Annotated in this window: 16 protein-coding genes and 7 pseudogenes; 16 read left to right on the top strand and 7 right to left on the bottom strand. The window is 42.7% G+C overall.

What is annotated here, in order from left to right; genetic code table 11:
* Positions 1-5: 5 nt before the first annotated feature.
* A pseudogene (locus N4T56_RS05295) lies at positions 6-744 on the bottom strand (YciK family oxidoreductase).
* A gap of 259 nt (positions 745-1003) precedes the next feature.
* Between N4T56_RS05295 and N4T56_RS05300 the strand changes: the two are divergent.
* Together N4T56_RS05300 and sohB are read left to right on the top strand one after the other, a co-directional pair.
* On the top strand, positions 1004-3493 hold the full coding sequence (locus N4T56_RS05300) for a VolA/Pla-1 family phospholipase (RefSeq protein ID WP_261732480.1): 2490 nt from the start codon (positions 1004-1006) through the stop codon (positions 3491-3493).
* A 121-nt stretch (positions 3494-3614) separates the two neighbouring features.
* Positions 3615-4625, top strand: coding sequence for a protease SohB (gene sohB / locus N4T56_RS05305; RefSeq protein WP_261732481.1), 1011 nt, complete (start codon positions 3615-3617; stop codon positions 4623-4625).
* 93 nt (positions 4626-4718) lie between these two features.
* Here sohB and N4T56_RS05310 read toward each other — a convergent pair whose 3' ends face one another.
* Both N4T56_RS05310 and N4T56_RS05315 read right to left on the bottom strand, forming a co-directional pair.
* The gene (locus tag N4T56_RS05310; RefSeq protein ID WP_261732482.1) at positions 4719-5789 is read right to left on the bottom strand and encodes a DUF3083 family protein; all 1071 of its coding nucleotides are present in this window, start codon (positions 5787-5789) and stop codon (positions 4719-4721) included.
* 159 nt (positions 5790-5948) lie between these two features.
* Positions 5949-6505, bottom strand: a pseudogene (locus tag N4T56_RS05315) (arylesterase).
* Between the two features lie 61 nt (positions 6506-6566).
* Between N4T56_RS05315 and N4T56_RS05320 the strand changes: the two are divergent.
* Both N4T56_RS05320 and N4T56_RS05325 read left to right on the top strand, forming a co-directional pair.
* Entirely contained in the window at positions 6567-7316 is a 750-nt protein-coding gene (locus N4T56_RS05320; RefSeq protein ID WP_261732483.1) for an ABC transporter ATP-binding protein, read from the top strand.
* Positions 7316-9799 carry an ABC transporter permease gene (locus N4T56_RS05325; protein ID WP_261732484.1) on the top strand — a complete coding sequence of 828 codons (2484 nt, stop codon included), beginning with the start codon at positions 7316-7318 and terminating at the stop codon, positions 9797-9799. Before N4T56_RS05320 ends, N4T56_RS05325 begins: the two co-directional genes overlap by 1 nt.
* 292 nt (positions 9800-10091) lie before the next feature.
* Here the strand turns inward: N4T56_RS05325 and N4T56_RS05330 are convergent, their stop codons facing one another.
* The gene (locus tag N4T56_RS05330) at positions 10092-10346 is read right to left on the bottom strand and encodes a TIGR03643 family protein (RefSeq protein WP_261732485.1); all 255 of its coding nucleotides are present in this window, start codon (positions 10344-10346) and stop codon (positions 10092-10094) included.
* A gap of 120 nt (positions 10347-10466) precedes the next feature.
* On the opposite strand from N4T56_RS05330, the pseudogene N4T56_RS05335 reads away from it, so the two are divergent.
* From N4T56_RS05335 to N4T56_RS05350, 4 genes and pseudogenes are all read left to right on the top strand, one after another.
* Positions 10467-11169 (top strand): annotated as a pseudogene (locus tag N4T56_RS05335) (pseudouridine synthase).
* A gap of 106 nt (positions 11170-11275) precedes the next feature.
* Positions 11276-11947, top strand: a complete 672-nt coding sequence (locus N4T56_RS05340; RefSeq protein ID WP_261732486.1) for a LysR family transcriptional regulator — start codon at positions 11276-11278, stop codon at positions 11945-11947.
* Positions 11948-11958: 11 nt separating this feature from the next.
* A complete protein-coding gene (locus N4T56_RS05345; RefSeq protein ID WP_261732487.1) occupies positions 11959-12171 on the top strand; it encodes a hypothetical protein in 213 nt (70 codons plus the stop codon).
* A 333-nt stretch (positions 12172-12504) separates the two neighbouring features.
* Positions 12505-12714, top strand: a complete 210-nt coding sequence (locus N4T56_RS05350; protein WP_261732488.1) for a hypothetical protein — start codon at positions 12505-12507, stop codon at positions 12712-12714.
* A 253-nt stretch (positions 12715-12967) separates the two neighbouring features.
* Here the strand turns inward: N4T56_RS05350 and N4T56_RS05355 are convergent.
* Positions 12968-13859: pseudogene (locus tag N4T56_RS05355) on the bottom strand (TIGR01777 family oxidoreductase).
* 81 nt (positions 13860-13940) lie between these two features.
* Entirely contained in the window at positions 13941-14309 is a 369-nt protein-coding gene (gene folX, locus N4T56_RS05360) for a dihydroneopterin triphosphate 2'-epimerase (RefSeq protein ID WP_188740430.1), read from the bottom strand.
* Positions 14310-14462: 153 nt separating this feature from the next.
* On the opposite strand from folX, the pseudogene N4T56_RS05365 reads away from it, so the two are divergent.
* The 8 genes and pseudogenes from N4T56_RS05365 (at position 14463) to N4T56_RS05400 (ending at position 21415) form a co-directional block, all read left to right on the top strand.
* Positions 14463-15612 (top strand): annotated as a pseudogene (locus tag N4T56_RS05365) (AI-2E family transporter).
* Between the two features lie 33 nt (positions 15613-15645).
* Complete coding sequence (locus tag N4T56_RS05370) at positions 15646-16554, top strand: class I SAM-dependent methyltransferase (RefSeq protein ID WP_261732489.1); 909 nt, start codon at positions 15646-15648, stop codon at positions 16552-16554.
* An 814-nt stretch (positions 16555-17368) separates the two neighbouring features.
* A pseudogene (locus N4T56_RS05375) lies at positions 17369-17529 on the top strand (periplasmic nitrate reductase, NapE protein).
* Between the two features lie 45 nt (positions 17530-17574).
* Positions 17575-17832 (top strand): chaperone NapD, encoded by a 258-nt coding sequence (locus N4T56_RS05380; RefSeq protein WP_261732490.1) that lies wholly within the window; start codon positions 17575-17577, stop codon positions 17830-17832.
* 2 nt (positions 17833-17834) lie between these two features.
* Positions 17835-20324, top strand: a pseudogene (gene napA / locus N4T56_RS05385) (nitrate reductase catalytic subunit NapA).
* A gap of 11 nt (positions 20325-20335) precedes the next feature.
* A complete protein-coding gene (locus tag N4T56_RS05390) occupies positions 20336-20806 on the top strand; it encodes a nitrate reductase cytochrome c-type subunit (protein WP_261732491.1) in 471 nt (156 codons plus the stop codon).
* A gap of 8 nt (positions 20807-20814) precedes the next feature.
* Entirely contained in the window at positions 20815-21186 is a 372-nt protein-coding gene (locus N4T56_RS05395; RefSeq protein WP_261732492.1) for a NapC/NirT family cytochrome c, read from the top strand.
* Positions 21110-21415 (top strand): NapC/NirT family cytochrome c, encoded by a 306-nt coding sequence (locus N4T56_RS05400; RefSeq protein WP_261732493.1) that lies wholly within the window; start codon positions 21110-21112, stop codon positions 21413-21415. Before N4T56_RS05395 ends, N4T56_RS05400 begins: the two co-directional genes overlap by 77 nt.
* A 111-nt stretch (positions 21416-21526) precedes the next feature.
* On the opposite strand, the gene N4T56_RS05405 is transcribed toward N4T56_RS05400, so the two are convergent.
* Positions 21527-22537, bottom strand: a complete 1011-nt coding sequence (locus N4T56_RS05405) for a D-alanine--D-alanine ligase (protein ID WP_261732494.1) — start codon at positions 22535-22537, stop codon at positions 21527-21529.
* Positions 22538-22936 lie beyond the last annotated feature (399 nt).

The following is a 22936-nucleotide window of genomic DNA, read 5'->3' on the forward strand; positions in this document are numbered from 1 at the left end:
AAAGATTATTGTGCGTTAAGCGACTGACCATTGGTATTAATGGATTCATCACTCATTAAAAACAGGTAAGTTGGCATAATTTGTTGTGCCGTTTTTAATGTTTGTGGGTCTTCGCCTGGGTAGGCTTTTGCGCGCATTTCAGTACGGGTTGCGCCCGGATTAATGGTATTGACTCTTACTGAAGTACCATCACACTCATCGGCGAGTACTTGCATCATGCCTTCGGTAGCAAATTTAGAGAATGCATAACAGTCCCCAATATGCACGTCCTTTACGGCCAACGCTGCTAGAAGTAAAGATAATTGAGGCACTGGGTGCTTTGCGCATTATCGGCAACAAGGCTTTAGTCATAATAGCTTGAGCGGTGACGTTGACTTTCATGATGGCCTCTAATGAAGCTAAGTCAATGTGCTCAAATGACTCTAGCGCACCAAGTTCTGATGCATTATGCAAAAGACCGTCGAGGTGGCCGAACTGCTCAGCAATGGTTTCAGCCATATCAATATAGTTTTGTTCAGTCGCGCCTTTTAGGTCAAGAGGCACAATGGCAGGCGTTGGGTAACCAGCATTAACGATTTCATCATATACAGTCTCAAGTTTTTTAACCGTTTTACCTAACAAAATGACCGTAGCGCCATGTTTCGCATATTCAATGGCGGCGGTGCGACCAATGCCGGCACCTGCACCTGTTACCAAGATAGTTTTGTTATTGAGTGAATCTTTTATCGCTTGATATTCCAACATGATTAATTATTTCCTCTGAGCGCAATCGCCCGTCAAATCTAGAATTGACTAAAATCTAAACGACCGTTTGAAACAAATGATTGATAATTGTATACGAATACGTCATTTGTATGTAACAAACTTGTAGCTAACTCTATAATTTTGCGTTAACTTGAGAATAGTTAAGGACTAACATAAGTCCTTTTGGTCGCATGATAGGACTATTGTGACCAATTCTTGGGGAAAACAAAATTATTAAAACAAGATTTGGGGAAAAAAGATGAAAAGACTCATTTTGGGTGTTGCAATAACATCTGCTCTCGGTTTAACGGCATGTGGTGGCGATAGTTTTAACGAAGCAAAAGAAAAAGCCGAACCTTTGGTGCCTGTGTCGCATGTTCAATTTGATCCAGCAAACGGATTGCTTCCTGTACCAAACGATCTACTGTTTAGCGGTACCCTCGATGGCACCCTTGAGATGCCCGGTGAAACCGGTGTCGATTATACAGATCCTTCAATCGCACTGGGCGGTTTAGATGGTTGGTCAACTAGCTCACCAATTTCAATAACAATGGAGCTAGCAACTGACCTTGAGGGTAATGTATTAACACTTGATACCGCATCGGTTTCCCAACCCGGTGCTATACGCGTATTTGAAGCTACCGTCGGTGGATCATTGTCTACCGATCCTGAATGTACTTCTATGGCATCGGTGTCTGCATGTAAAGTGGGCGAAGAATTGACTTTTGGTGTTGATTTTGTCACTACAGTATCGGGTGATAACGTAGTCATTGTGCCGCTAAAACCATTAAAGCCGATTCAATCTTATTTATACGTTGCTACCGACTTAATTCAAGACTCTTTAGGCCGCAGCGTTGCAGCATCGACTACCTATAACTTACTTAAGTTAGATATCGAAACTAAACCATTAGAAACCGCAGCACAATTACAGTTGCAAGGCCTAGTGAATAGTTACGAGAAAGGCGTGGCTGCAGAGCACGGTGTTGACGCTGAAGGTATTATTTTTTCTGGTCTATTTACCACGCAATCAGTAGCAAACGTGTATGAGACCGCTAAATTGCTTATGGCATCTAGTGAAGCGTATATGCCTTCATTTGTACAAACACCAACGCCTGCTGGTTATACCGCAGCGCAAGCATTAGGATTAACATCTGACAGCGGCTTAGCTTATACGCTTGCTGATATGGCCGATGTGTATACAGCCGAAATTAAATTGCCATTTTATGGTGATTGTTCATCAAGTAGTTGTGTTATTCCTGTGGTTGATGGTGCAGCAACAGCACCTAACGGCCGTTGGTTTGCTCAAGGTGACAGCCCTGTATCAGTGTTACTCGCGCTTCAGGCTGGCACATTAAGCCAAGAAAACTTCTTTGCCCAGGCTACAGAGCAAGGTGTTGATCCACAAGCAGCGTTGGCTAATCCGGCATTACTTGCCGGTAAACAATGGTTACTTGATGATGGCACATCGGCTGATACCTCTAAGCATTTAACTCGCTTAAATCCAATTCCTGCGATTCAGAGTTATGAAACTATCCCAGTACAAATTACCTTGCCTAATGCTGCGAAGTTAGCCGCATTTACTGCTGCTCAAGGTGGCACGTTTGTTCCTCCTGAAAATGGCTGGCCAACGACTATTACTATGCATGGTCTTGGTGGGGGTAAAGAAATGAACCTGGCTTATGCGGGGACTTATGCCGCAGCGGGTGTCGCCACTATTTCAATTGATATGCCTTTGCACGGTGAACGGTCATATGAAATCGGTAACGGTGGCGCTTATGAAATTTCAGCTACAGCACCAAGTTATGGTGATTTAGTGGGGCAACCTGAAGCTTACGCAAATGGTAACCCGCTTGTGTTTGTGAACATTGCCAGTTCATTAACGGTACGTGATAACTTCCGCCAAGCAACCCTTGATCATTTAGCATTGCGCTTATTATTACAGGGTATGGCAGGACAATTAGCGGCTGCAGAGCAACCACAAGTGTTTGATGTGTCGAAAATCAGTGCTCAAGGCTTGAGTTTAGGTGCGATTGTGGGGACTACGTTCTCTACTTATGCAAGCACAGGTTTAGTTGACCCAACGTCAGGTGAAAGCTTAGACAATGCGTATGCAATTAACGCAAGCTCGTTAGTGGCTCCTGCGGGCGGTTTAGCTGGTGCGTTCGCCGGTTCTGCGGCATTTTGCCCACAATTGTTCGAAAACGTTGTTGCATCTGACTCGTTTGCTGAATTAGTGGTCGAAGCCAATACTGCAGGTTATGAAGTTGGCAGCGCTGAATATGAAGCATTAGTGCAAGCGGTTTATGCTGCATTTATTCCATCGTTCGCGTTGGCAGTTCAAACTGCAGTTGATTCAGCCGATCCACTAAACCATGCCAGTATGTTAGCTGCGACAGAAGTGCCAGTGCATTTAATTGAAATTGCAGGTGATGGCGCGGGTAACTTACCTGACCAAACCTTACCGAACAGTGTGGACGGTTTCCCACTATCAGGTACTGAGCCATTAATTACCGCCTTAGGTTTAGATTGTGTTGATGCAACAATGCCGGGTTCTGGTGCGGTGCGTTTTTCTAAAGGTCATCACAGCTCTATTGTGAGTCCGAGTGAAGTTGAAGGCGTTACCGACGGTATGGCTGCAGCTGCAACAGCAGAAATGCAATCTCAAGTCGCTGGTTTTGCAATGACAGCCGGTGCTGGACAAGCAACGATTGCAGTATCAAACAATGACGTTATTCAAGGCTGTAACTAATCCTTACTAATTAGTCGTCATTTTGATTCAAAACCCAGCAATTGCTGGGTTTTTTATTGTCTACTTATCAGCAATAACTGATAAAATAGCGCGAGACAGTTTTTCCTATATGGAGCTAAATTTGGAATTTTTATATGAATACGGTTTATTTTTAGCAAAAGCCGTAACAATCGTAGTCGCGATATTGGCCGTCGTGGTATTGATATTTGCCAGTAACATAAAAAATAAAGCTGACAAAGGTGAATTACGACTCACTGATATTTCAGATGAACTCATTCAGCTAAAGCATCAATTAAAAGAAGAATTGCTCTCTAAAAAGCAATTTAAAGCCTATGAAAAGCAAGTTAAGGCAGATGAGAAAGCGGCTGAAAAATCAGATATCACCAAGGGAAAAGTCTTTGTTATCGACTTTAAAGGCAGCATTGATGCCAGTGAAGTGGCATCGCTGCGTGAAGAAGTCACCGCGATTTTAACCATTGCCGATAAAGATGACCAAGTACTCGTAAATGTAGAAAGTGGCGGCGGCATGGTGCATGGTTATGGTTTAGCATCAAGCCAATTAGACCGTCTTCGCCAAGCGAATATTCCCTTGTCTATATGTATTGATAAAGTCGCTGCCAGTGGTGGTTATATGATGGCCTGTGTGGCAAATAAAGTGTATGCCGCGCCGTTTGCTATTGTTGGCTCTATTGGGGTTGTGGCGCAAGTGCCAAACTTTAACCGTTTGCTTAAAAAGCATGACATTGATTACGAGCAACATACCGCGGGCGACTTTAAGCGCACATTAACCATTTTTGGTGAAAACACCGATGAAGGCCGTGCTAAGTTTCAGCAAGAACTTGAAGAGACACATGTGTTGTTTAAAGAGTTTGTTGGCCGCTACCGTCCTGAAATGGACATTAGTAAAGTGGCAACAGGCGAACATTGGTATGGCCAACAAGCCATTGATTTAGGCTTAATTGATGAAATTTCGACTAGCGATGATGTTATTTTGAATCTAGCTAATACACATCAAGTGATCAAAATCAGATATCAAATGAAGAAGAAGCTGGCTGATAAAATAGCCCATGGTGCATCATTATCTGTTAATGCCGTGATGAATAAACTCATTGAGCGCAATCAATCGGTGTAACAATCGGTTTAATACTGGTTAAGACTGAATAAAAAACGACAACCTAGGCTGTCGTTTTTATTTTAGATAAGCATAATAATTTTTATGGCGTGATTACTGAGCTTTATAACTGATGTGCTGGTGGAAGCGTAAAATCACATCGACATGTTCTTTGTCGATATCAAATGCTTGAGTGAAAGTTCGCAGTGCATCTTCTACTTGGTTCATAAAGCGGCCGTAACCTTCATCTGTTTCATCACTTTTGCCCGCAACAATCACAAAACGGAACACGTCGACCAATTTACTGCTGTCCCAGTGGCCAATGGGATCTGGAGATTGAGCGTGTGGATCAAAACCAATCATCTGAAACTCATCAGTGCTGGTGAGTTGTTCGTATTTACTGTTACGCACCAACGGCAACTTACCGTTGGCGACCATAGCAACACGTTTTAACTGCTTACTTTTGGTTGCGTCGACAAACTTGTCATACACATTTTGATAAATCGAATCAAAATCGACGTTGTCATCGGCCAGTAATTGCTTTTTAATCCGGCGATCAATAGGAATGTTGATCGTGACGTAGTTTAAGGTACTGACGTTTTCAGGCAGCTCGCACTGGCGTCGGTGATAGCGGCTGTCTACCGCGCGCAGTTTATAACCGTATGTTTCTTTTAAGCCCTTTGCTTTAGCAAAAAAGTCATAGGAAATATGTTGATGGTCACGAATTTTTATTGGCAAATCTTTAACCGGTAATTGCGGGGTGAGATCGGCAATAAATTGCTTCACTTTATTATGAAAACCGGCCGCATTACTGCGTAAATCAGCACCTGTGGCTAAAAAAACAATCCGTAATTTACGCGCTCTGAACCCTGAGGTGCTGTGTAAACTGTTTGCTTCATGATATGCAGGGTTATAAAAGAAGCGCAGTTGTTCATTAGAGTTTAAACAGTAAGCTTCATTGTGAAAGCGAACCATAGGCAATTTATCGGTAGTCACAACATGAACGTTATATAATTCTTGTTTTTCAGCGAGTTGGTATACTAATTTACTGAATTCATCGTAACAATTTTCTAAACTACTGTATTTGCTTAGGTATTCGTCGGTTAATGGAAATCCGATCGTGATGTATTGGTTTTTACGGGTCGCACTAGGTAAATATACTTTTTTTTGACGACTGACGGACATGATATTTCCTTAAATTGTCTAGTGTTGTCTAAAGTTTATCGTTATTTAATTGCTTGCTGAGCATCCATTCTAAACATTGAGACTGAAAATAATATGACTTTCATTCATTTTATTAAAATCATTTTAACATTTGTTGTGAAAGTCATAAAATTTAAATAGTTACTCCGCTATTGATTGAGTGATCCAAGGTAGCATCCATTGCGTAATTTTATCTTGAGCCTGCTCATTAGGGTGAATACCATCGCGTTGCATTAGGCTTTTATCTGCGGCAATCTCTTGCATAAAGAATGGCGCTAGGTTGATAGCGAACTCGTCAGCTAATTGATGATAGACCTCAGTGAACATTTTGCTATAACGGGGCCATAATTAGGCGGCACCATGATTTCAGTTAATAACACTTTGGCGCCTTGATCTTCTGCCAGTGTAATGATTTTTGTAAGATTTGATTTCAGCTGATTTGGTGGGAAACCACGTAGGCCATCATTGCCACCAAGCTCAACAACCACAAGGTCAGGCTGGCTGGAGGCCAGTAAATTCGGGAGTCTGCGCAATCCCCCTGCGGTTGTTTCACCACTAACCGAGCCGTTAACAATAGTGTGTTGCGGTAGTTCATCGCGCAGCAATTGCACCCAACCTTGGTTTTCTGGCATGCCATAGCCTGCACTTAGGCTATCACCTAGTATCAAAACCGTGGCAGCATAGGTAGGCGCGCACATCAACATTAACGTAAATGCAGCAGCTAACATGCGTTTAAGCGACAAAAATGAGAAGGATTGTATGTCTAATAATAGCGTTCTAAATACCAGTGCCATAACGGTAACTAACCTTAATAAAACTGTGGTGACCCAAGAGGGAGAGTTGACTATCCTCAACGGCATTAATATAGAAGTCAAGCAGGGCGACAGTATTGCTATTCTTGGACCATCGGGTTCGGGTAAATCAACCTTACTTGGATTATTAGCGGCATTAGACACACCAACCTCTGGGGAAATTGTCCTTGATGGGGTGGCATTATCTGGACTCAATGAAGAACAAAAAGCAGCGCTGCGTAAACAAAAAGTCAGTTTTATTTTTCAATCCTTTATGTTAGTTGATACCTTAACCGCGTTAGAAAACGTCATGTTGCCTGCTGAACTTGCTGGCGTTACCGATGCTAAACAAAAAGCCCAAGCGATGCTTGAACGTGTTGGCTTGTCGCATCGCTTAAACCATTTACCGAAACAATTATCGGGCGGTGAGCAGCAACGTGTGGCGATTGCCAGAGCCTTTATTTGTGAACCTAAAGTGTTATTTGCCGACGAACCCACAGGTAACTTAGACAGCGTAAATGGCGACAAAATTGCCGACATGTTATTTGCCCTTAACCAAGAAAGCGACACCACTTTGGTACTGGTCACTCATGACTTACACCTTGCCCAACGCTGTGCAAGGCAGTTAGTGATGGAAAGCGGTCATTTATCTGAGCCTGCTGCAGAAGCTACCCAGCGCGAAAGTGCATCTGATCCACAATTAGTGGAGGCAAACTAATGGAATGGCGCATTGCTTGGCGTTTGTTTAAGCGTGAGCTTGCTCAAGGCCAATTAGTTTTAATCGTGCTTGCGATAACGCTAGCCGTATTGTCGGTCACTGGGCTTGCTCGGGTTAGCGAGCGTTTACAAGTGGCCATTAATGGTGAAGCCGCAAACTTTATTGCTGCCGATCGTATTATTGATTCACCCGTTGAGTTAGACCCTAAAGTGTTAACTATTGCTGACGACATTGGCCTTGACCATGTCACCAATATGCAATTTAACTCTATGGTCTATTCTGGCGATAAATTTCAATTAGTCACAGTCAAAGCGGTGGGCGAGGGTTACCCACTTAAAGGCGATATTGAGCTCAGCACAGGTATCACACAGGCGTTACCACAAACAGGCCAAGCCTGGTATGAAAATCGTTTAGGTGGATTACTTAATTACCCTAAAAGCATTGAGTTAGGTAACAGTGAGTTATCACTAACCGAAGAAATCAGCCGCTTACCTGACGCCGGTTTTAATCCATTTGCCTCATCACCAGTGTTGCTTATTCACCTAGATGATGTTGCTGCGACAGGGATTATTCAGCCGGGCAGTCGCGTGACTTACCTGTACCAGTTTACCGGTAATGCTGAGCAATTAAGCGCATTTGAGCAACAAGCTAAACCGCTACTCAATAACAGCCAACGTTGGGTTGATGTGCAGTCGGGTGACTCACCGATTGCCTCAGCGGTACAGCGTGCAGAGCGCTTTTTATTGCTGGCCAGTTTATTAGGTATTGCGCTCGCATGTGCTGCTATTGGTATTGCTGCGCAGCGTTATTGTCAACGCCATTATGATGTGGTCGCGATGCTGAAAACATTTGGCGCATCGGGCAAGCAAATCCGCGTGTTATTTGGTTTGCATCTTTCATTAGTGACCATATTGGGTATTGGCTTGGGGCTAATTGGCGGTCTGTTACTCGACCTCGGTATTACTGCATTTTTACCGCCCGAAATTGCCGCCTATTCGCCGCCTTACTTACGCCCGGTATTACTCGGTGTGAGTACTGGGTTAATCAGTGCGTTTATGTTTTCGGCTTATCCGCTAATGCGTTTATTGGCTATTCCGCCCCTGCGTGTACTGCAGCGTCAGCTTGAGGGCTTACAGCTCGGTATGTGGTTGCATTTGTTATTAAGCTTAGCGGCGATGGCTTTGTTAGGGTATTTGTACTCAAGAAGTCTCGCACTCACCATGACTGTAGTGTTAGCGGTCATGTTACTTGGGGTATTGCTGAGCCTATTAGGGTTTGTGATGATCCGTCTAGGTCATGGCATCGGCATGAGAACCACTAATCCATTGCAACTTGCTTTGGCAGGGCTGCGTCGCCGCGCTCGTCAAAATGCGGTGCAATTAGTCGGTTTTAGCAGTGCTCTGGTATTGCTATTAACCATTTTGGCCTTAAGGCAAGATTTGCTTAACGAATGGCAAAAGCAGTTACCCGAAAATGCGCCTAATTACTTTTTGGTGAACATTGCCCCTGAAGACAGTAAACCGCTCGATGACTTTTTAACCCTCAATCATATAAAAGCTACCGATATATACCCAGTTGTGCGTGGACGCTTAACCCACATTAATGATGAAGAGTTAATTTCTCGGCGCCAATCAGAAGATGGTGAAGAAGGTCGAGTGGGGATCTCTCGTGAATTAAACTTAACCTATCGCGCGACCTTGCCGCCCAATAACAAATTGCTTGAGGGTCAGTTTAATCAAACGGACGATGAGGTATCTGTAGAGTCAGGTGTGGCTGAGCGTTTAGAACTTAAACTGGGCGACAAATTGACATATCGAATCGATAACCAAGATTTGTCGGTCACGGTTGCCAGTATTAGGCAGGTGCAGTGGGAAACCTTGCAGCCAAACTTTTATATGATTTTTACGCCAAAAGCACTTGAGCCTTTTGCGTATACCTCAATGGCCAGTTTTCATCTTAATGATCAACAACTGGCTGATACCGGTAGTCCATTAACGTCAAATGAAATTGTACTGCAATTAATAAAGCAGTTTCCAACAGTGTCGATTATTGATGTGGGGGCAATGGTTAGCCAATTGCGGCAAATTATCGATCAAGTGTCTTTGTCATTGTCTCTTGTTTTAGCATTGGTATTGCTTGCCAGTGGTTTGGTTTTAGTCGCCCAAACCGAGGCTGGTATGGCAACACGACAACGTGAGTTAGCGGTATTACGCACCTTTGGTGCATCGGGCTGGTTACTGCGGGCATCTACCGGGTTTGAGTTTGCGCTGCTCGGTGCAATCGCGGGCTTGTTAGCGGTCATCGTGGCTGAGTTTGCCTTGTACATGCTTAAAACTCAGGTGTTTGAGCTGGTGGTGTATATGCATTGGCCATGGTGGGGTATCGCACCTGTAGCTGGCGCCATTATTGTTGCGACACTTGGCGTGTGGCGGTGCAGACAGTTATTGAATAAGTCGTGCAGTGATATGTTAAAAGCGGGTTAGCACACACTGAGCTGAATAACCGCTAAATGAGCGAAAAGGGAGATGCATTGTCATCTCCCTTTTGTTTTGACTTATAGATCCAAAGTTAAGGTTATTTAACCTCAACTCTGGATAAGAGATGTATTGATAACGATATAAATCAATAGATTGACTAAAATCCACTGTCAAGCGTGTGATTTGTTTTGCTAACAAGGCGAATTAACGCGTCAATAGCTAGCCTATTGCAAGTTAATTCAACGCAGTGAGGAAGGCAAAGGACTGCTTGAAAGGCGTTTGTTATCCAGAGCTGAGGTTATTTAGAGCGCGGCTTATATTGCGTTGGGCAGTAACCACGATCAATTCCTTCGAGCCTTAGCTTAAGGTGTTTGGTTTTTCTACTCGTAACGCGTGCTCGCCACAGTTTAAAGCTGCCTTGTTTCATGCTGCTTCGCATCAATTTTATTACGGCAGACTCGTTTAAACCATATTGGTGTTCAATGGCTTCAAATGGGGTTCTGTCTTCCCACGCCATTTCAATAATTCTTGAGGTATCTTGCACTGAAAGCATTGCGTATGATGATGTTATTGGGTTTGCCAATACATACGTTAAACAGCTTGTTTTGGTTTATCCATGGTCAAGTTTAACGCTGGTTTATTGTTAATTTATTATCCTGGGTATCACTATCACATGCGTCTTGACCGTTTTGTCAGCAAAAGCACCGAATTAACCCAACAGCAAGTGAGCGACTGTATTGCTCAAGCCTATGTGTCGGTTAACGGCGTTGCCGTTACCGATGAAGCCACTCAAGTGCACGAAAATAACCTAGTGCAATTAAATGGGCAAAGGTTAGTACCACGTCCTTTTCGTTATTTGTTATTACATAAGCCGCAGCAAACCTTGTGTTCAAACGTCGACGGGGTTCATCCATCGGTATTTTCGTTACTGGATATTGAGCGGCCTCAGAGCTTCATATTGCCGGGCGTTTAGATGCTGATACTACGGGGTTGGTGTTAATAACCGACGATGGCCGTTGGACATTTAATATCACCTCGCCCAAATACGCGTGTGACAAAACGTATCGGGTTAATTTGGCAAAACCGATTAAAGGGGATGTCGCCGAGCGCTTTGCTAATGGGATCTTATTACAGGGCGAAAAGGCCTAACCTTACCAGCAAGGTTAGAGGTTATCTCGGCACAAGAGGTATTGCTGACACTCACTGAGGGTAAGTTTCATCAGGTTAAACGAATGTTTGCAGCCGTTGGTAATAAAGTGATTGCCCTGCATCGGCAAACGATTGGTGCTGTAGAACTCGATGTACCTGAAGGTCAGTGGCGCTATTTAACGGCAGCAGAAATAGGCTCTTTTTATCCCAAAAATAGCGAAGCCTGATTCTGACGTTGATCATATTGCTATCGTTATTAAAAACTAACATATCAATAATCAATATTTATCAAAGCTGTTATGCTATCAACATCATTTAGTGTTGGAGTGTGGCATGTTAAATCAGCAATGGTTAACTACGTTTATCAAGTTAGTCGAAGTGGGTCACTTTACACACACCGCTGAGCAACTGTTTATGACCCAGCCTGGGGTAAGCCAACACATTAAAAAGTTGGAAGAGCAAGTGGGTGTGGCATTGTTATACCGGGTTGGAAAACGTTTTGAGCTGACTGAAGCGGGCATTCAATTACATCAACAAGCCTTACTTTGGCAGCAACAACAGCAACAACTGTTATCACAACTGGCTATTGATGATGTTCATGTAGGTGAGTGCCGAGTGGCATGTTCTGGCTCGTTGGCACTATTACTTTATCCGCATTTAATTGACTATCAGCAGCCACATAAACAATTGCAAATATCATTAGAAGCGGCACCTAACAAACGCATCATTGACAATGTGTTAGCCAACCAGGTCGAACTTGGCATTATCACCCAAGCCGTTCATATCGATGAGCTCGAACTCACGCCACTTGGCCAGCAAGCCTTATGTGTTGTGATGCCGAAAAAGTATCAAGATAGCGCCATAAACATTGATCAACTCATGGCGCTTGGCATGGTAGCGCATCCCGATGGCATGCATTATTGGCAGCAAATAGTGAATCATTACTTTAATGACAAGCAAGCCATAGCCAGCAGGTGCCAATTAGAAGCTATGTTAACCAACTGAACCAAATACTCGTGCCAGTAGCCAAAGGCTTAGCCTTTGCAGTATTACCACAATTTGCCGTAGACAGTTTTGCCCAGCAAACGCAAATATGCATTGCAACTTTTCATAACACAGGTGAGCCAAAGCAGGGCGTCAGTGAGCCATTATTTTTAATTAATAAAAAACATCGCCCGCTGGCAAAACGTTACCAACCCATCATCGATATTATTCATAATCTGGTTTGAGTCTGTTTATGATTTTATTCTTTAGGTGTTTTTAAGGCTATTGGATTTGGAGGGGGCATTGCTGGCTCATTTTTGTCTCATTGGGTATTTCATATAGCCTACGACCACTAACATCGTGGTGTAAGTAGCTCTGACCAAACCAGCTTTATACTCCCTTTAAAAAACAATACACCTGCATGTTAAATAATAATCTTATAACCACTAAATAATTGAATCAAAATAGAAACTCAGATATTGTTTGTTCATTAATCAAAACAAATTTTAAAACGAGTAATTCTAGAGACTCGTTATGTGTTTAAGGTTATCTGTCAATTCATGAATGAGGAGTCAAAGATGAAATTAAACCATAAACTCAATCGGGCTCAGCTTGGTGCTTTAACCTTATGCTTAGGCACTTCACTTGGTATGTCTATATTTGTTGGGCGTTCATCGCCTTTCATAGGATTAATGTTTGGTATAATTACAATTGGTGTTTATGTCATGATTGTCTCTGGAAAGTGGAGTACAAAACACACATATGGAAAGTGGAGTGTAAAAAAATAACTAATAAGGATAGGCCGCGCGAAGCCATGTCCTGATCCCAAGTTTAATTTTGTTAGGTGTATAGCCCTAATAGGTGAGATGTGACTATTTATTAGGTAAATAACAGTTTGAGAAAACGCGAAATTTGATGTCATAGTTATCTATCTGGCACGTTTTGTTGCCAGCAAGTAACCTTAGCTCCTAAGCACAAATCATAACAAAAAACTGTATTTCAGCATTTCTTTACTCACTACACTCTCAATCCAAAACCCATTTAACTCACTACATCGGTGAGTGCTGCTTCAATATCAGTATAGTTAAACTCATAACCTGCTTTGATCGCATTGGTGGGCAGTACAAATTGGCCTTCGATAAGTAACTGTGACATTTCACCCATAGCCAGTCTTAGTGCTAACGGTGGCGTGGTGATAATGGCTGGGCGATTAAGCACTTTGCCTAATGTTTGTGAAAACACTTTATTACTTACTGGATTTGGCGCAGTGGCATTGAACACCCCTTGCAAGGGCGGGTGCTCGAGTAAATAGTGAATTAAACCGACTAAATCGCTGATGTGGATCCAGCTCATGCCTTGCTCGCCTTTACCGATGGGAGCCACCGACTCCGAGCTTAAATGGCGGTAACATTTTGGCTAATGCGCCACCATTTTTACCCAGTACAATGCCAATTCGAGTAATACATACCCGGGTTTGTTGCGATTGTGCTTGTAGGGCTAAGTCTTCCCATTTTTGGCAAATATCGTGGCCAAACTCGGCGTGAAAACTGCTTTTTTCATCGACAGGCGTTGCACCTTGGGCGCCGTAATAACCTATTGCTGAGCCGCTAATAAAGGTGTGAGGCGGATTACTGCTATTGCTGATAAGTTGGCTTATGGCGGCGGTAATATCCCAGCGACTGCTGCAAATAAGCTGCTTTTGTTTAGGAGACCAGCGTTTTGCGACTATGGGTTCGCCGGCTAAGTTGATCACTGCATCAATGTCGTTGAGGTCAGTTTTATCAGCTAGGCTTGACCAGTATTGATGTTGCTCCCCCAGCTTGGCTTTAGCAGCAATAATATTACGGCTTAATATCACCAGTTGATGCTGTGTCAGCGAGCCCACTAACTGTTGGCCTACAAAGCCGGTGGCGCCAGTGATTAATATTTTCATATCACCCTCAATATAGTATGCCGATAGAACTTAATTATACGGCCATCAACATCAAAATGATCATCCGCGAATACTGTTGGCTTATTGCGGTTTTTGGTAACACAACTCCATTGATACCGAGTCGGCAAAACGCAGCGCATGGGGTTTGTCTATTTCGACACTGGCAAATTCAACCCAGTCATGTTCGCTGGCGATGGCTAATGTTTGGTTTGTGAGGTTTTCTAACAACGAAAAACGATTATTTTCAATCAAGGCAATGATTTTTTTAGTAATGGTGCGATAATTCAACGCATCGGCAACATTGTTGCTATTACGAGCCTTATCAGCACAATAATGAATAACCACATTGACGATAATATCTTGTTGATTATTGATTTCGTCTTCTTTAATGCCGATATAAGTACGTAACCGTAAGTTTTTAATGCGTATAATAGCGGTTTCTGGTTTCATATTATTTGTGTCATTCCCTTAATGTGATTCGCTGCTAATATCAACAAAAGATACGGTAGAACAATAAAATTTAACTTAATTAGCAACACGTTACTGAGTTTAGCTTAGCATAATCAATCATTTTAAAAAGTAGCAATAAGGATTTTTTACTCTATGAAAGGAATACAGCAATCAACGATGACTGTACGCAGTTTTGTCGTCATGGCGTGTGTGGTGATTATTTTAGCGGGGATTAAAACCGCCAGCCCTATTGTAGTGCCTTTTGTATTGTCGGCTTTTTTAGCGGTAATTTGTAATCCAGCCATTGTGCTTATGTCTAAGTATCGGATCCCTAAATGGTTATCGATTATTTTATTGATGACATTTATCGTACTTATGGGGTTGTGGTTAGCCAGTTTAGTAGGCAGTTCAATTAATGAATTCTCAAAACAGATGCCTGTGTATCGTCAACAATTAATTGAACAATTTGCATGGATTATTGAAAAACTACAAAGCTTTAATATTCAAATATCTAAACAAAAAGTACTCGACTATTTCGACCCCGGTATGGCGTTATCAATGACCACCAATATGCTGTCGGGTGTCGGTAATGTGATGGCGAATTTGTTTCTGATTATTTTGACCATTGTGTTTATGTTATTTGAAGCGCAATCCATGCCTAAAAAGTTCCATTTAGCCTTAGACGACCCAGACATGCGTTTAAAGCAAATCGACAAATTTTTACACTCTGTAAATCAATACATGGTGATTAAAACCTTAGTAAGCTTAGCCACAGCAGGGGTGATTGGAATAGGACTGAGCATCATAGGTGTTGATTATGCGCTGTTGTGGGCGGTGATTGCATTTTTGTTTAATTACATTCCTAATATCGGTTCGATTATTGCCGCTATTCCTGCTGTTTTATTAGCGTTTATTCAAATGGGACTCTGGGGCTGCGGGTATTACCGGGCTGTTATATGTGGGCACTAATATGGTGATGGGCAATGTGGTTGAGCCACGCTTTATGGGCCGCGGACTAGGCTTGTCTACTCTTGTGGTATTTTTGTCATTGATTTTTTGGGGCTGGCTGTTGGGGTCAGTTGGCATGTTATTGTCGGTGCCATTAACGATGATTGTTAAAATTGCGCTTGAATCAAGCGAGTCGGGCGGATGGTTGTCGATATTGCTCTCAGATGATGTTGAAGACATCGTTAATCAACCTGAAAATATCGAGCAAGTTGCTGCTACTTCAGCCGATGACACAGTACAACACACAGATGAGAGCTTAGTTAATACTGATGATGAGCAATCCAAACCATCATAAATTGATGAGTAAATTGAGTAAGAAAGAGAGAGTATGAAGCGTTTTTTACAAGTGTTACCCGGTTTGACAGTAGGCGATGATGTTTGTCGTTTATTTCATGGTCGCGGCGGTTTATTTGCCGGCGATGAACATCTTTGTTTAGATTGGTATAAACCGGTATTACTGCTCACTAGCTTTAAAATGTTAGACGATGAGCAACGAGACGAACTGGTCAATGCTATCGTTTCTTATTGGCAATTACAGTATCCAAATGAACCTTTAAACCTAGTTTATCAATACCGTCATGGTGGCCAAACCTTTAGCGAATTATTATACGGTGAGGTACCTGAGCAACACGTGGTAACTGAAAACGGTTGTCGTTTTTTAGTGCATTTATTGCGCGGCCAAAACCATGGCCTATTTTTAGACATGGCCAATGGTCGTGCATGGGTGAAGCAACATGCCAAGCATAAAAAAGTGCTTAATTTGTTTGCCTACACTTGTGGGTTTTCGGTGGCAGCCTTGCAAGGTGGCGCCGATGAAGTGGTTAATATGGATATGAGTAAAGGCGCATTGAGTATTGGTAAGCAAAACCATTTACTCAACGATTTACCACTTGGGGCGCGGTATTTAGGCCATGATATTTTTAAGTCTTGGGGCAAGCTGACAAAGTTAGGGCCTTATGATTTAATCGTGGCGGATCCGCCAAGCAACCAACGCGGCAGTTTTGTGGCCACTAAAGATTATGAGCGCCTGTTAAAACGTTTACCCGACTTGTTAGCGCCGCAAGGGGAAGTGTTATTGTGCCTTAATGCGCCTGAGCTGGGGTGTGATTTTTTAATGCAACAAGTGGCCAATACAGCCCCGCAATTGACCTGTGTTGAGCGAATTGACAATCCAAGTGTATTTGCAGATATCGATGAGCAAAAATCACTAAAAGTATTGCGTTATCGTTTGAGTTAATAACAAAATCGTTTTGTAGATTGTATAAAACCGACACCGCTAAGGCGTCGGTTTTTTTATGGCTTAATCATAACTTAAGGCCGCTTATAAGGTGATGTTGTATCACACTATAATACCATTTCCATTAATTATGTGACCAATCAGAGTCGCTCAGACTGTTCAGTTTGAGGCGCATTGTTGAAATAATGGTTATTCCCTTCTAAGGCAATGCAACAAAGAAATGGACTGTCTGAGCGCCTCCTGCAAGGTGGGTTTCTGTGCCTTCTATGCTGCTTAATAGTATTTTGACGTACGACTGCATGGATGCAGGAGGTAGAGCAACGCAGGAGCAGTTGCCGACGACTGCATGGATGCAGGAGGTAGAGCAACGCAGGAGCAGTTGCCGAGAGCAACTATGCCTACAATCCTATTACTTGCCTAGAAGGCACAGAATTACCGCTGAATGACCAGATAATTAGTGGAATTGGTATAATCTAGCTTTTGTATGTAACACGTTTATATTTCGAACAAATCTCAATCAAAACTGTTATACAGTTTCAAATATCGACAGTAAAAATACACTTATTTTAGCAAAAGGTGATATTGATCAAATTGTCGGTAAATAACCCTTTATTTAATCGGTATTTATGGTTAAGAACACTGATCTGGTCGATGATTTGGCTAATTTGATGATCTAGATCATATAACCCTTAGTTTACCAATTTGTGAGTATATAGTTTGTTAATTGATAAACGATAAAATTCACACGAGTCCTAATTAAGAAACATACAGATATTATATCTGAGTTGTTTTATCCCCCACTACTGGAGGGTTTATGAGTAAAGATACTACCAATTTGAAAGGCTTAGAGCTGAAAATCTTCATCTTTTTGACTGTGTTTTTAGCCCCCATTTTATCAGTGCTACTGGTCAGTGCACTGGGCTTTAGCATTTGGTTTAGCCAAATTTTAACAGAGTGCCTCCAGGCGCTGGTTAACCCATCCATAATATTAATAAAAACATTAAATATGAGAGCGATGTAATGAACAGTGAACTTCACGTAACCAGCCTAATTGTCCAAGTACAACCTGAGAAAATGGCTGAAGTAAGACAGAAAATAATGGCCATAAAAAATGCCGAGTTGTCAGCCAATAATGACGTTAAGTTAGTTGTTGTCGTTGAGGGTACAAGCCAAAAATCGTTGATGGATGATATCTCAACGATTAATGCCATTCCTGGTGTGTTATCTGCCACCATGGTTTATCACCAAAGCGAAGAGCTTGGAGAAGGTGAAAAATGAAAATGAATAGACGCGACTTTATGAAGGCTAATGCCGCTATGGCTGCGGCAAGTGTTGCAGGTTTGGCTTTACCTACCAGCGCAACAAACCTTATTACCAGCTCTGAGCAAACTAAGCTTGAATGGAACAAAGCACCTTGCCGTTTTTGTGGTACAGGGTGTTCTGTTATTGTTGCTACCCGCGACGGTAAAGTGGTCGCTACCCATGGTGACGCAAAAAGTGAAGTTAACCGCGGATTAAACTGCATTAAAGGTTATTTCTTATCTAAGATTATGTACGGTCGCGACCGCCTGCAAACACCTATGTTACGTATGACCGATGGTAAATACGATAAACACGGTGAGTTCACTCCAATTAGCTGGGAAAAAGCCTTCGACACTATGGCTGAGCGCTGGAAAGCGACCATTAAAGCTAAAGGTCCAACTGCTGTTGGCATGTTTGGTTCTGGTCAGTGGACTGTATTTGAAGGTTATGCCGCAGTTAAGTTAATGAAAGCGGGCTTTGGCTCAAACAACATCGACCCTAACGCGCGCCACTGTATGGCATCTGCGGTAGGTGGCTTTATGCGTACCTTTGGTATCGATGAGCCAATGGGTTGTTATGACGATATGGAAGCGGCTGATGCGTTTGTGCTTTGGGGCTCTAACATGGCCGAAATGCACCCAATTTTATGGACTCGCGTTACCGACCGTCGTTTAAGTGCGCAACACGTAAAAGTGGCAGTGCTTTCTACCTTTGAACACCGTTCATTTGACTTAGCTGACTTGCCGATTGTATTTACGCCGCAAACCGACTTAGCCATCCTTAACTTCATTGCCAACTACATTATTCAAAACGGTAAAGTGAATAAAGACTTTATCAACAAGCATGTTAACTTCCGTAAAGGAATCACTGACATCGGTTATGGTTTGCGCCCAACGCACCCATTAGAAATGAAAGCCAAAAACGTGGCGACAGCGGGCGATTCAACGCCAATCGACTTTGATGAATTTGCTAAATTTGTTGCCGACTACGATGTTGAATCGGTTAGTAAACTATCGGGCGTACCTGAGCACAAACTCATTGAGTTAGCTGAATTGTATGCTGACCCTGATCGTAAAGTGACTTCATTCTAGATCATGGGCTTTAACCAACATACTCGTGGTGTGTGGTGTAATAACCTTATTTACAACATTCACTTACTTGTGGGTAAAATTTCTACGCCAGGTAACAGCCCATTCTCGTTAACCGGTCAACCATCGGCTTGTGGTACTGCACGTGAAGTGGGTACATTCTCGCATCGTTTACCTGCTGATATGGTTGTCACAAACCCAGAACACAGAAAACACGCTGAACACATTTGGCACATTCCAAGCGGCATTATTCCTGCCAAGCCTGGCTACCATGCCGTTGAGCAAAACCGTCGTTTAAAAGATGGCGATTTGAACTGTTATTGGGTGCAAGTGAACAACAACATGCAAGCGGGTCCTAACATTAACGAAGAAGGTTTACCGGGCTACCGTAATCCTGAAAACTTTATCGTAGTGTCAGATGCTTACCCAACCGTGACCACTCAAGCTGCCGACTTGATTTTACCGACAGCCATGTGGGTAGAAAAAGAAGGTGCATACGGTAACGCCGAGCGTCGTACTCAATTTTGGCACCAAATGGTTAAAGCACCGGGTGAGTCAAAGTCAGACCTTTGGCAGTTAATGGAATTCTCTAAGCGCTTTACCACAGATGAAGTGTGGCCTGTTGATGTGCTAGCGGCTAACCCGCAATTTAAAGGTAAAACCTTGTTTGAAGTGTTGTACCAAAATGGCAATGTTGAGAAATTCCCATTAAGCGATGCTGATCCTAAATACTTAAATGATGAAGCGAAGCACTTTGGCTTTTATGTTCAAAAAGGTTTGTTTGAAGAATACGCTACCTTTGGTCGCGGTCATGGCCACGATTTAGCTGATTTCGATGTTTACCACCAAGAGCACGGTTTACGTTGGCCTGTAGTGAATGGTAAAGAAACCAAATGGCGCTTCCGTGAAGGGTCAGATCCTTATGTCAAATCCGGTAAAGGCTTTGAGTTTTATGGCAAACCAGACGGCCGTGCGGTCATCTTCGCATTACCTTATGAGCCAGCAGCAGAAGAGCCGGATGAAGAATACGATATCTGGTTATCGACAGGCCGTGTACTTGAGCATTGGCATTCAGGTTCAATGACCCAACGTGTGCCTGAACTGTATAAAGCGTTCCCAGATGCGGTGTGTTTTATGCACCCAGAAGATGCTAAAAAACGTGGTTTACGCCGTGGTGATGAAATTCGAGTGATTTCTCGTCGTGGTGAGATTAAAACCCGTGTTGAAACTCGCGGACGTAATAAACCACCTGAAGGTTTAGTGTTTGTGCCTTGGTTTGATGCCAGCCAGCTCATTAATAAAGTGACGTTAGATGCGACAGATCCTTTGTCAAAACAAACCGACTTTAAGAAATGCGCGATTAAGATTGTAAAGGCTTAAGGAGACAGACCATGAAAACAGGTAAATTATTATCGATTATCGCGTTACTCGGCTTCTCTGTTAGCGTTATGGCGACCAGCGTACCTGAAGAAAAAATCGACACATTGCGTTTAGCACCCATTAACATAGAACCGACCCCGCCAGCCATGCAAGCGGTGATCAATACTGATGTTAAACAAGTGCGTAACTATCCGATGCAACCACCGGTTATTCCACATAAGATTGACGGTTATCAGATTGATCTTAAAGTAAATAAATGTGTTCAATGTCATGCTCGTACCAGCACTGGCCACACACAAGCACCTATGGTTAGCGTGACGCACTATATGAATCGCGACAATAATTTCTTAGCGGATTTGTCGCCTCGTCGTTATTTTTGTACCCAGTGTCATGCACCGCAATTGGATGCGAAATTGTTAGTTGAAAATGACTTCGTTGACATTGATCACTTAATTAAAGCGAAAGCCGCGGTTAAGCATTAGGAGTCAATATGTTAGCAAAACTGCTTGAACAACTAAAACTGGTATGGAAAATTCTTCGTCGTCCGAGTGTCCATTACAGTCTTGGCTTTTTGACCATCGGTGGCTTTATTGCGGGGATTATTTTCTGGGGTGGTTTTAACACGGCTTTAGAATTAACTAACCGCGAAGAGTTTTGTATCGGTTGTCACGAAATGGAAAACAACGTTTACCAAGAGTTGCAAACAACGATTCACTTTACTAACCGCAGTGGTGTGCGTGCAACGTGCCCTGATTGTCACGTACCGCATAACTGGACAGATAAAATTGCTCGTAAAATGCAAGCGTCTAAAGAAGTGTGGGGTAAGGTATTCGGGATCATTAACACCCGCAGAAAAGTTTGAAGCAAAGCGTCGCCATTTAGCTGAAAATGAATGGAACCGACTCAAAGCTAATGACTCTTTAGAGTGTCGTAACTGTCATAACTTTGATTATATGGATTTTACCCGTCAGTCTAAGCGTGCATCGCAAATGCATTCAACGTCATTAGCCAGCGGTGAAAAAACCTGTATTGATTGTCATAAGGGTATTGCGCATCAATTACCTGACATGGCAGGTGTAGAAGGCTTCTAAACGCTTTCGATAAACTAAAATGAATAAGGCCAGCAAATTGCTGGCCTTATTTTTTGTCTCACCGAATCACAACTAACGGTGTTTATGCGCTTTTATTAATGACAAAAGCCGTTACGATAAATCGACTTGTCTGCCAATCACATCAATTAAATACTCAGTAAAATCATGACCGTGATTTTGTAGCATCTTCGGGAACATTGAAATGGGTGTTAGCCCTGGGAAGGTGTTGATTTCGTTAAGCAGAATTTGATTATCTTGAGTTAAAAAGAAATCAATACGCGATAAATGACGTAGCTTCATGCCTTTAAAGGCTTTAATGGCATAATCTCGAATTTGTTGACTTAACTCGGGTGACAAGTTTTCTGCGACGACGTCGGTGCGCGCTTTACTGTTTTTAGCGTATTTTTCTTCAAATGAATAAAAGGTATTGCTGTCGCAAATAATCTCACCGGGTAAGGTTGCCACTACTTCACCTTGGTATTCGTATACCGCCACTTCTAATTCGCGAGCGCGAATAGTTTGCTCGACTACCACGTAGGGGGCATAACTAAAGGCATCGTTAAGTACATTAGCGATGTTGGCTTTGACATCGACTTTATAACAGCCCACAGACGAGCCCTGAGAAGCAGCTTTGACAAACACCGAACCCCACAGGTCAAATGCTGCTTCAGTCTGCTTAATGGCATCATCATCGAGTTGGTGTAAAAAGATGTACGGTGTATTTGGTACGCCCAAGGCTGAAAACCACATTTTAGCGGTGATCTTGTTAAAGCAATTGCTTGATGCTTCAGACTCACAGCCAAAATAGGGCAGTTGTATTAAGTTAAAATACGATTGAATATCGCCGGTTTCACCGGGGAAGCCATGAATACAAGGAATAACATAATCTACAGGCCACGCTGGGGTGTTGTCATCTTCAAAGCGGATTTCACGGCGGTTGGTTAAATCGCATAATTTGCCGTCTTCTGTGTGGTAATGCCCGCGCTCGTCGAGTACTAATTTCAGTACCGAAAATTTATCTGACGTTGCCAGTGATGACTCAAAAAAACGTGCAGACATTAACGAAATATCGTGTTCTGCACCGCCACCGCCGCACAATAACAGCAGATTAATCTTTGGCATGCTTACTCCTGAAAACCAAAAAGAAAGGGGCTAGATTGGAATTCGATTAGCCCTATAAAAGTTTGCTTATGATAAAGACCCACAGCCATGCAGTGCAAGTAAGAGTTAATAATATTTCAGCTTATTTGACGCGGTTTTGAGGTTGGTCCCTGAATTAGGATAATAACTTATTATATATTTTGTTCATCATCTTCAGATAAGGTTGATGATGCTCAATAAACATTAGCGGCAAGAATTTGCGTGTTAAGGTACTTAACTCGGCGGTGTTGATTGTTAAAAATCACGCCTCTTTTTACGAGTATAAAGAGGCGTGACAATGATAATCACAATGGTGCTATTATACCATTTCCATTAATTATGTGACCAATCAGAGCGTCTCCTGCAAGGCGGGTTTCTGTG

The sequence above is a fragment of the Shewanella phaeophyticola genome (assembly GCF_025398315.1).
Taxonomy (GTDB): Bacteria; Pseudomonadota; Gammaproteobacteria; order Enterobacterales; family Shewanellaceae; genus Shewanella; species Shewanella phaeophyticola.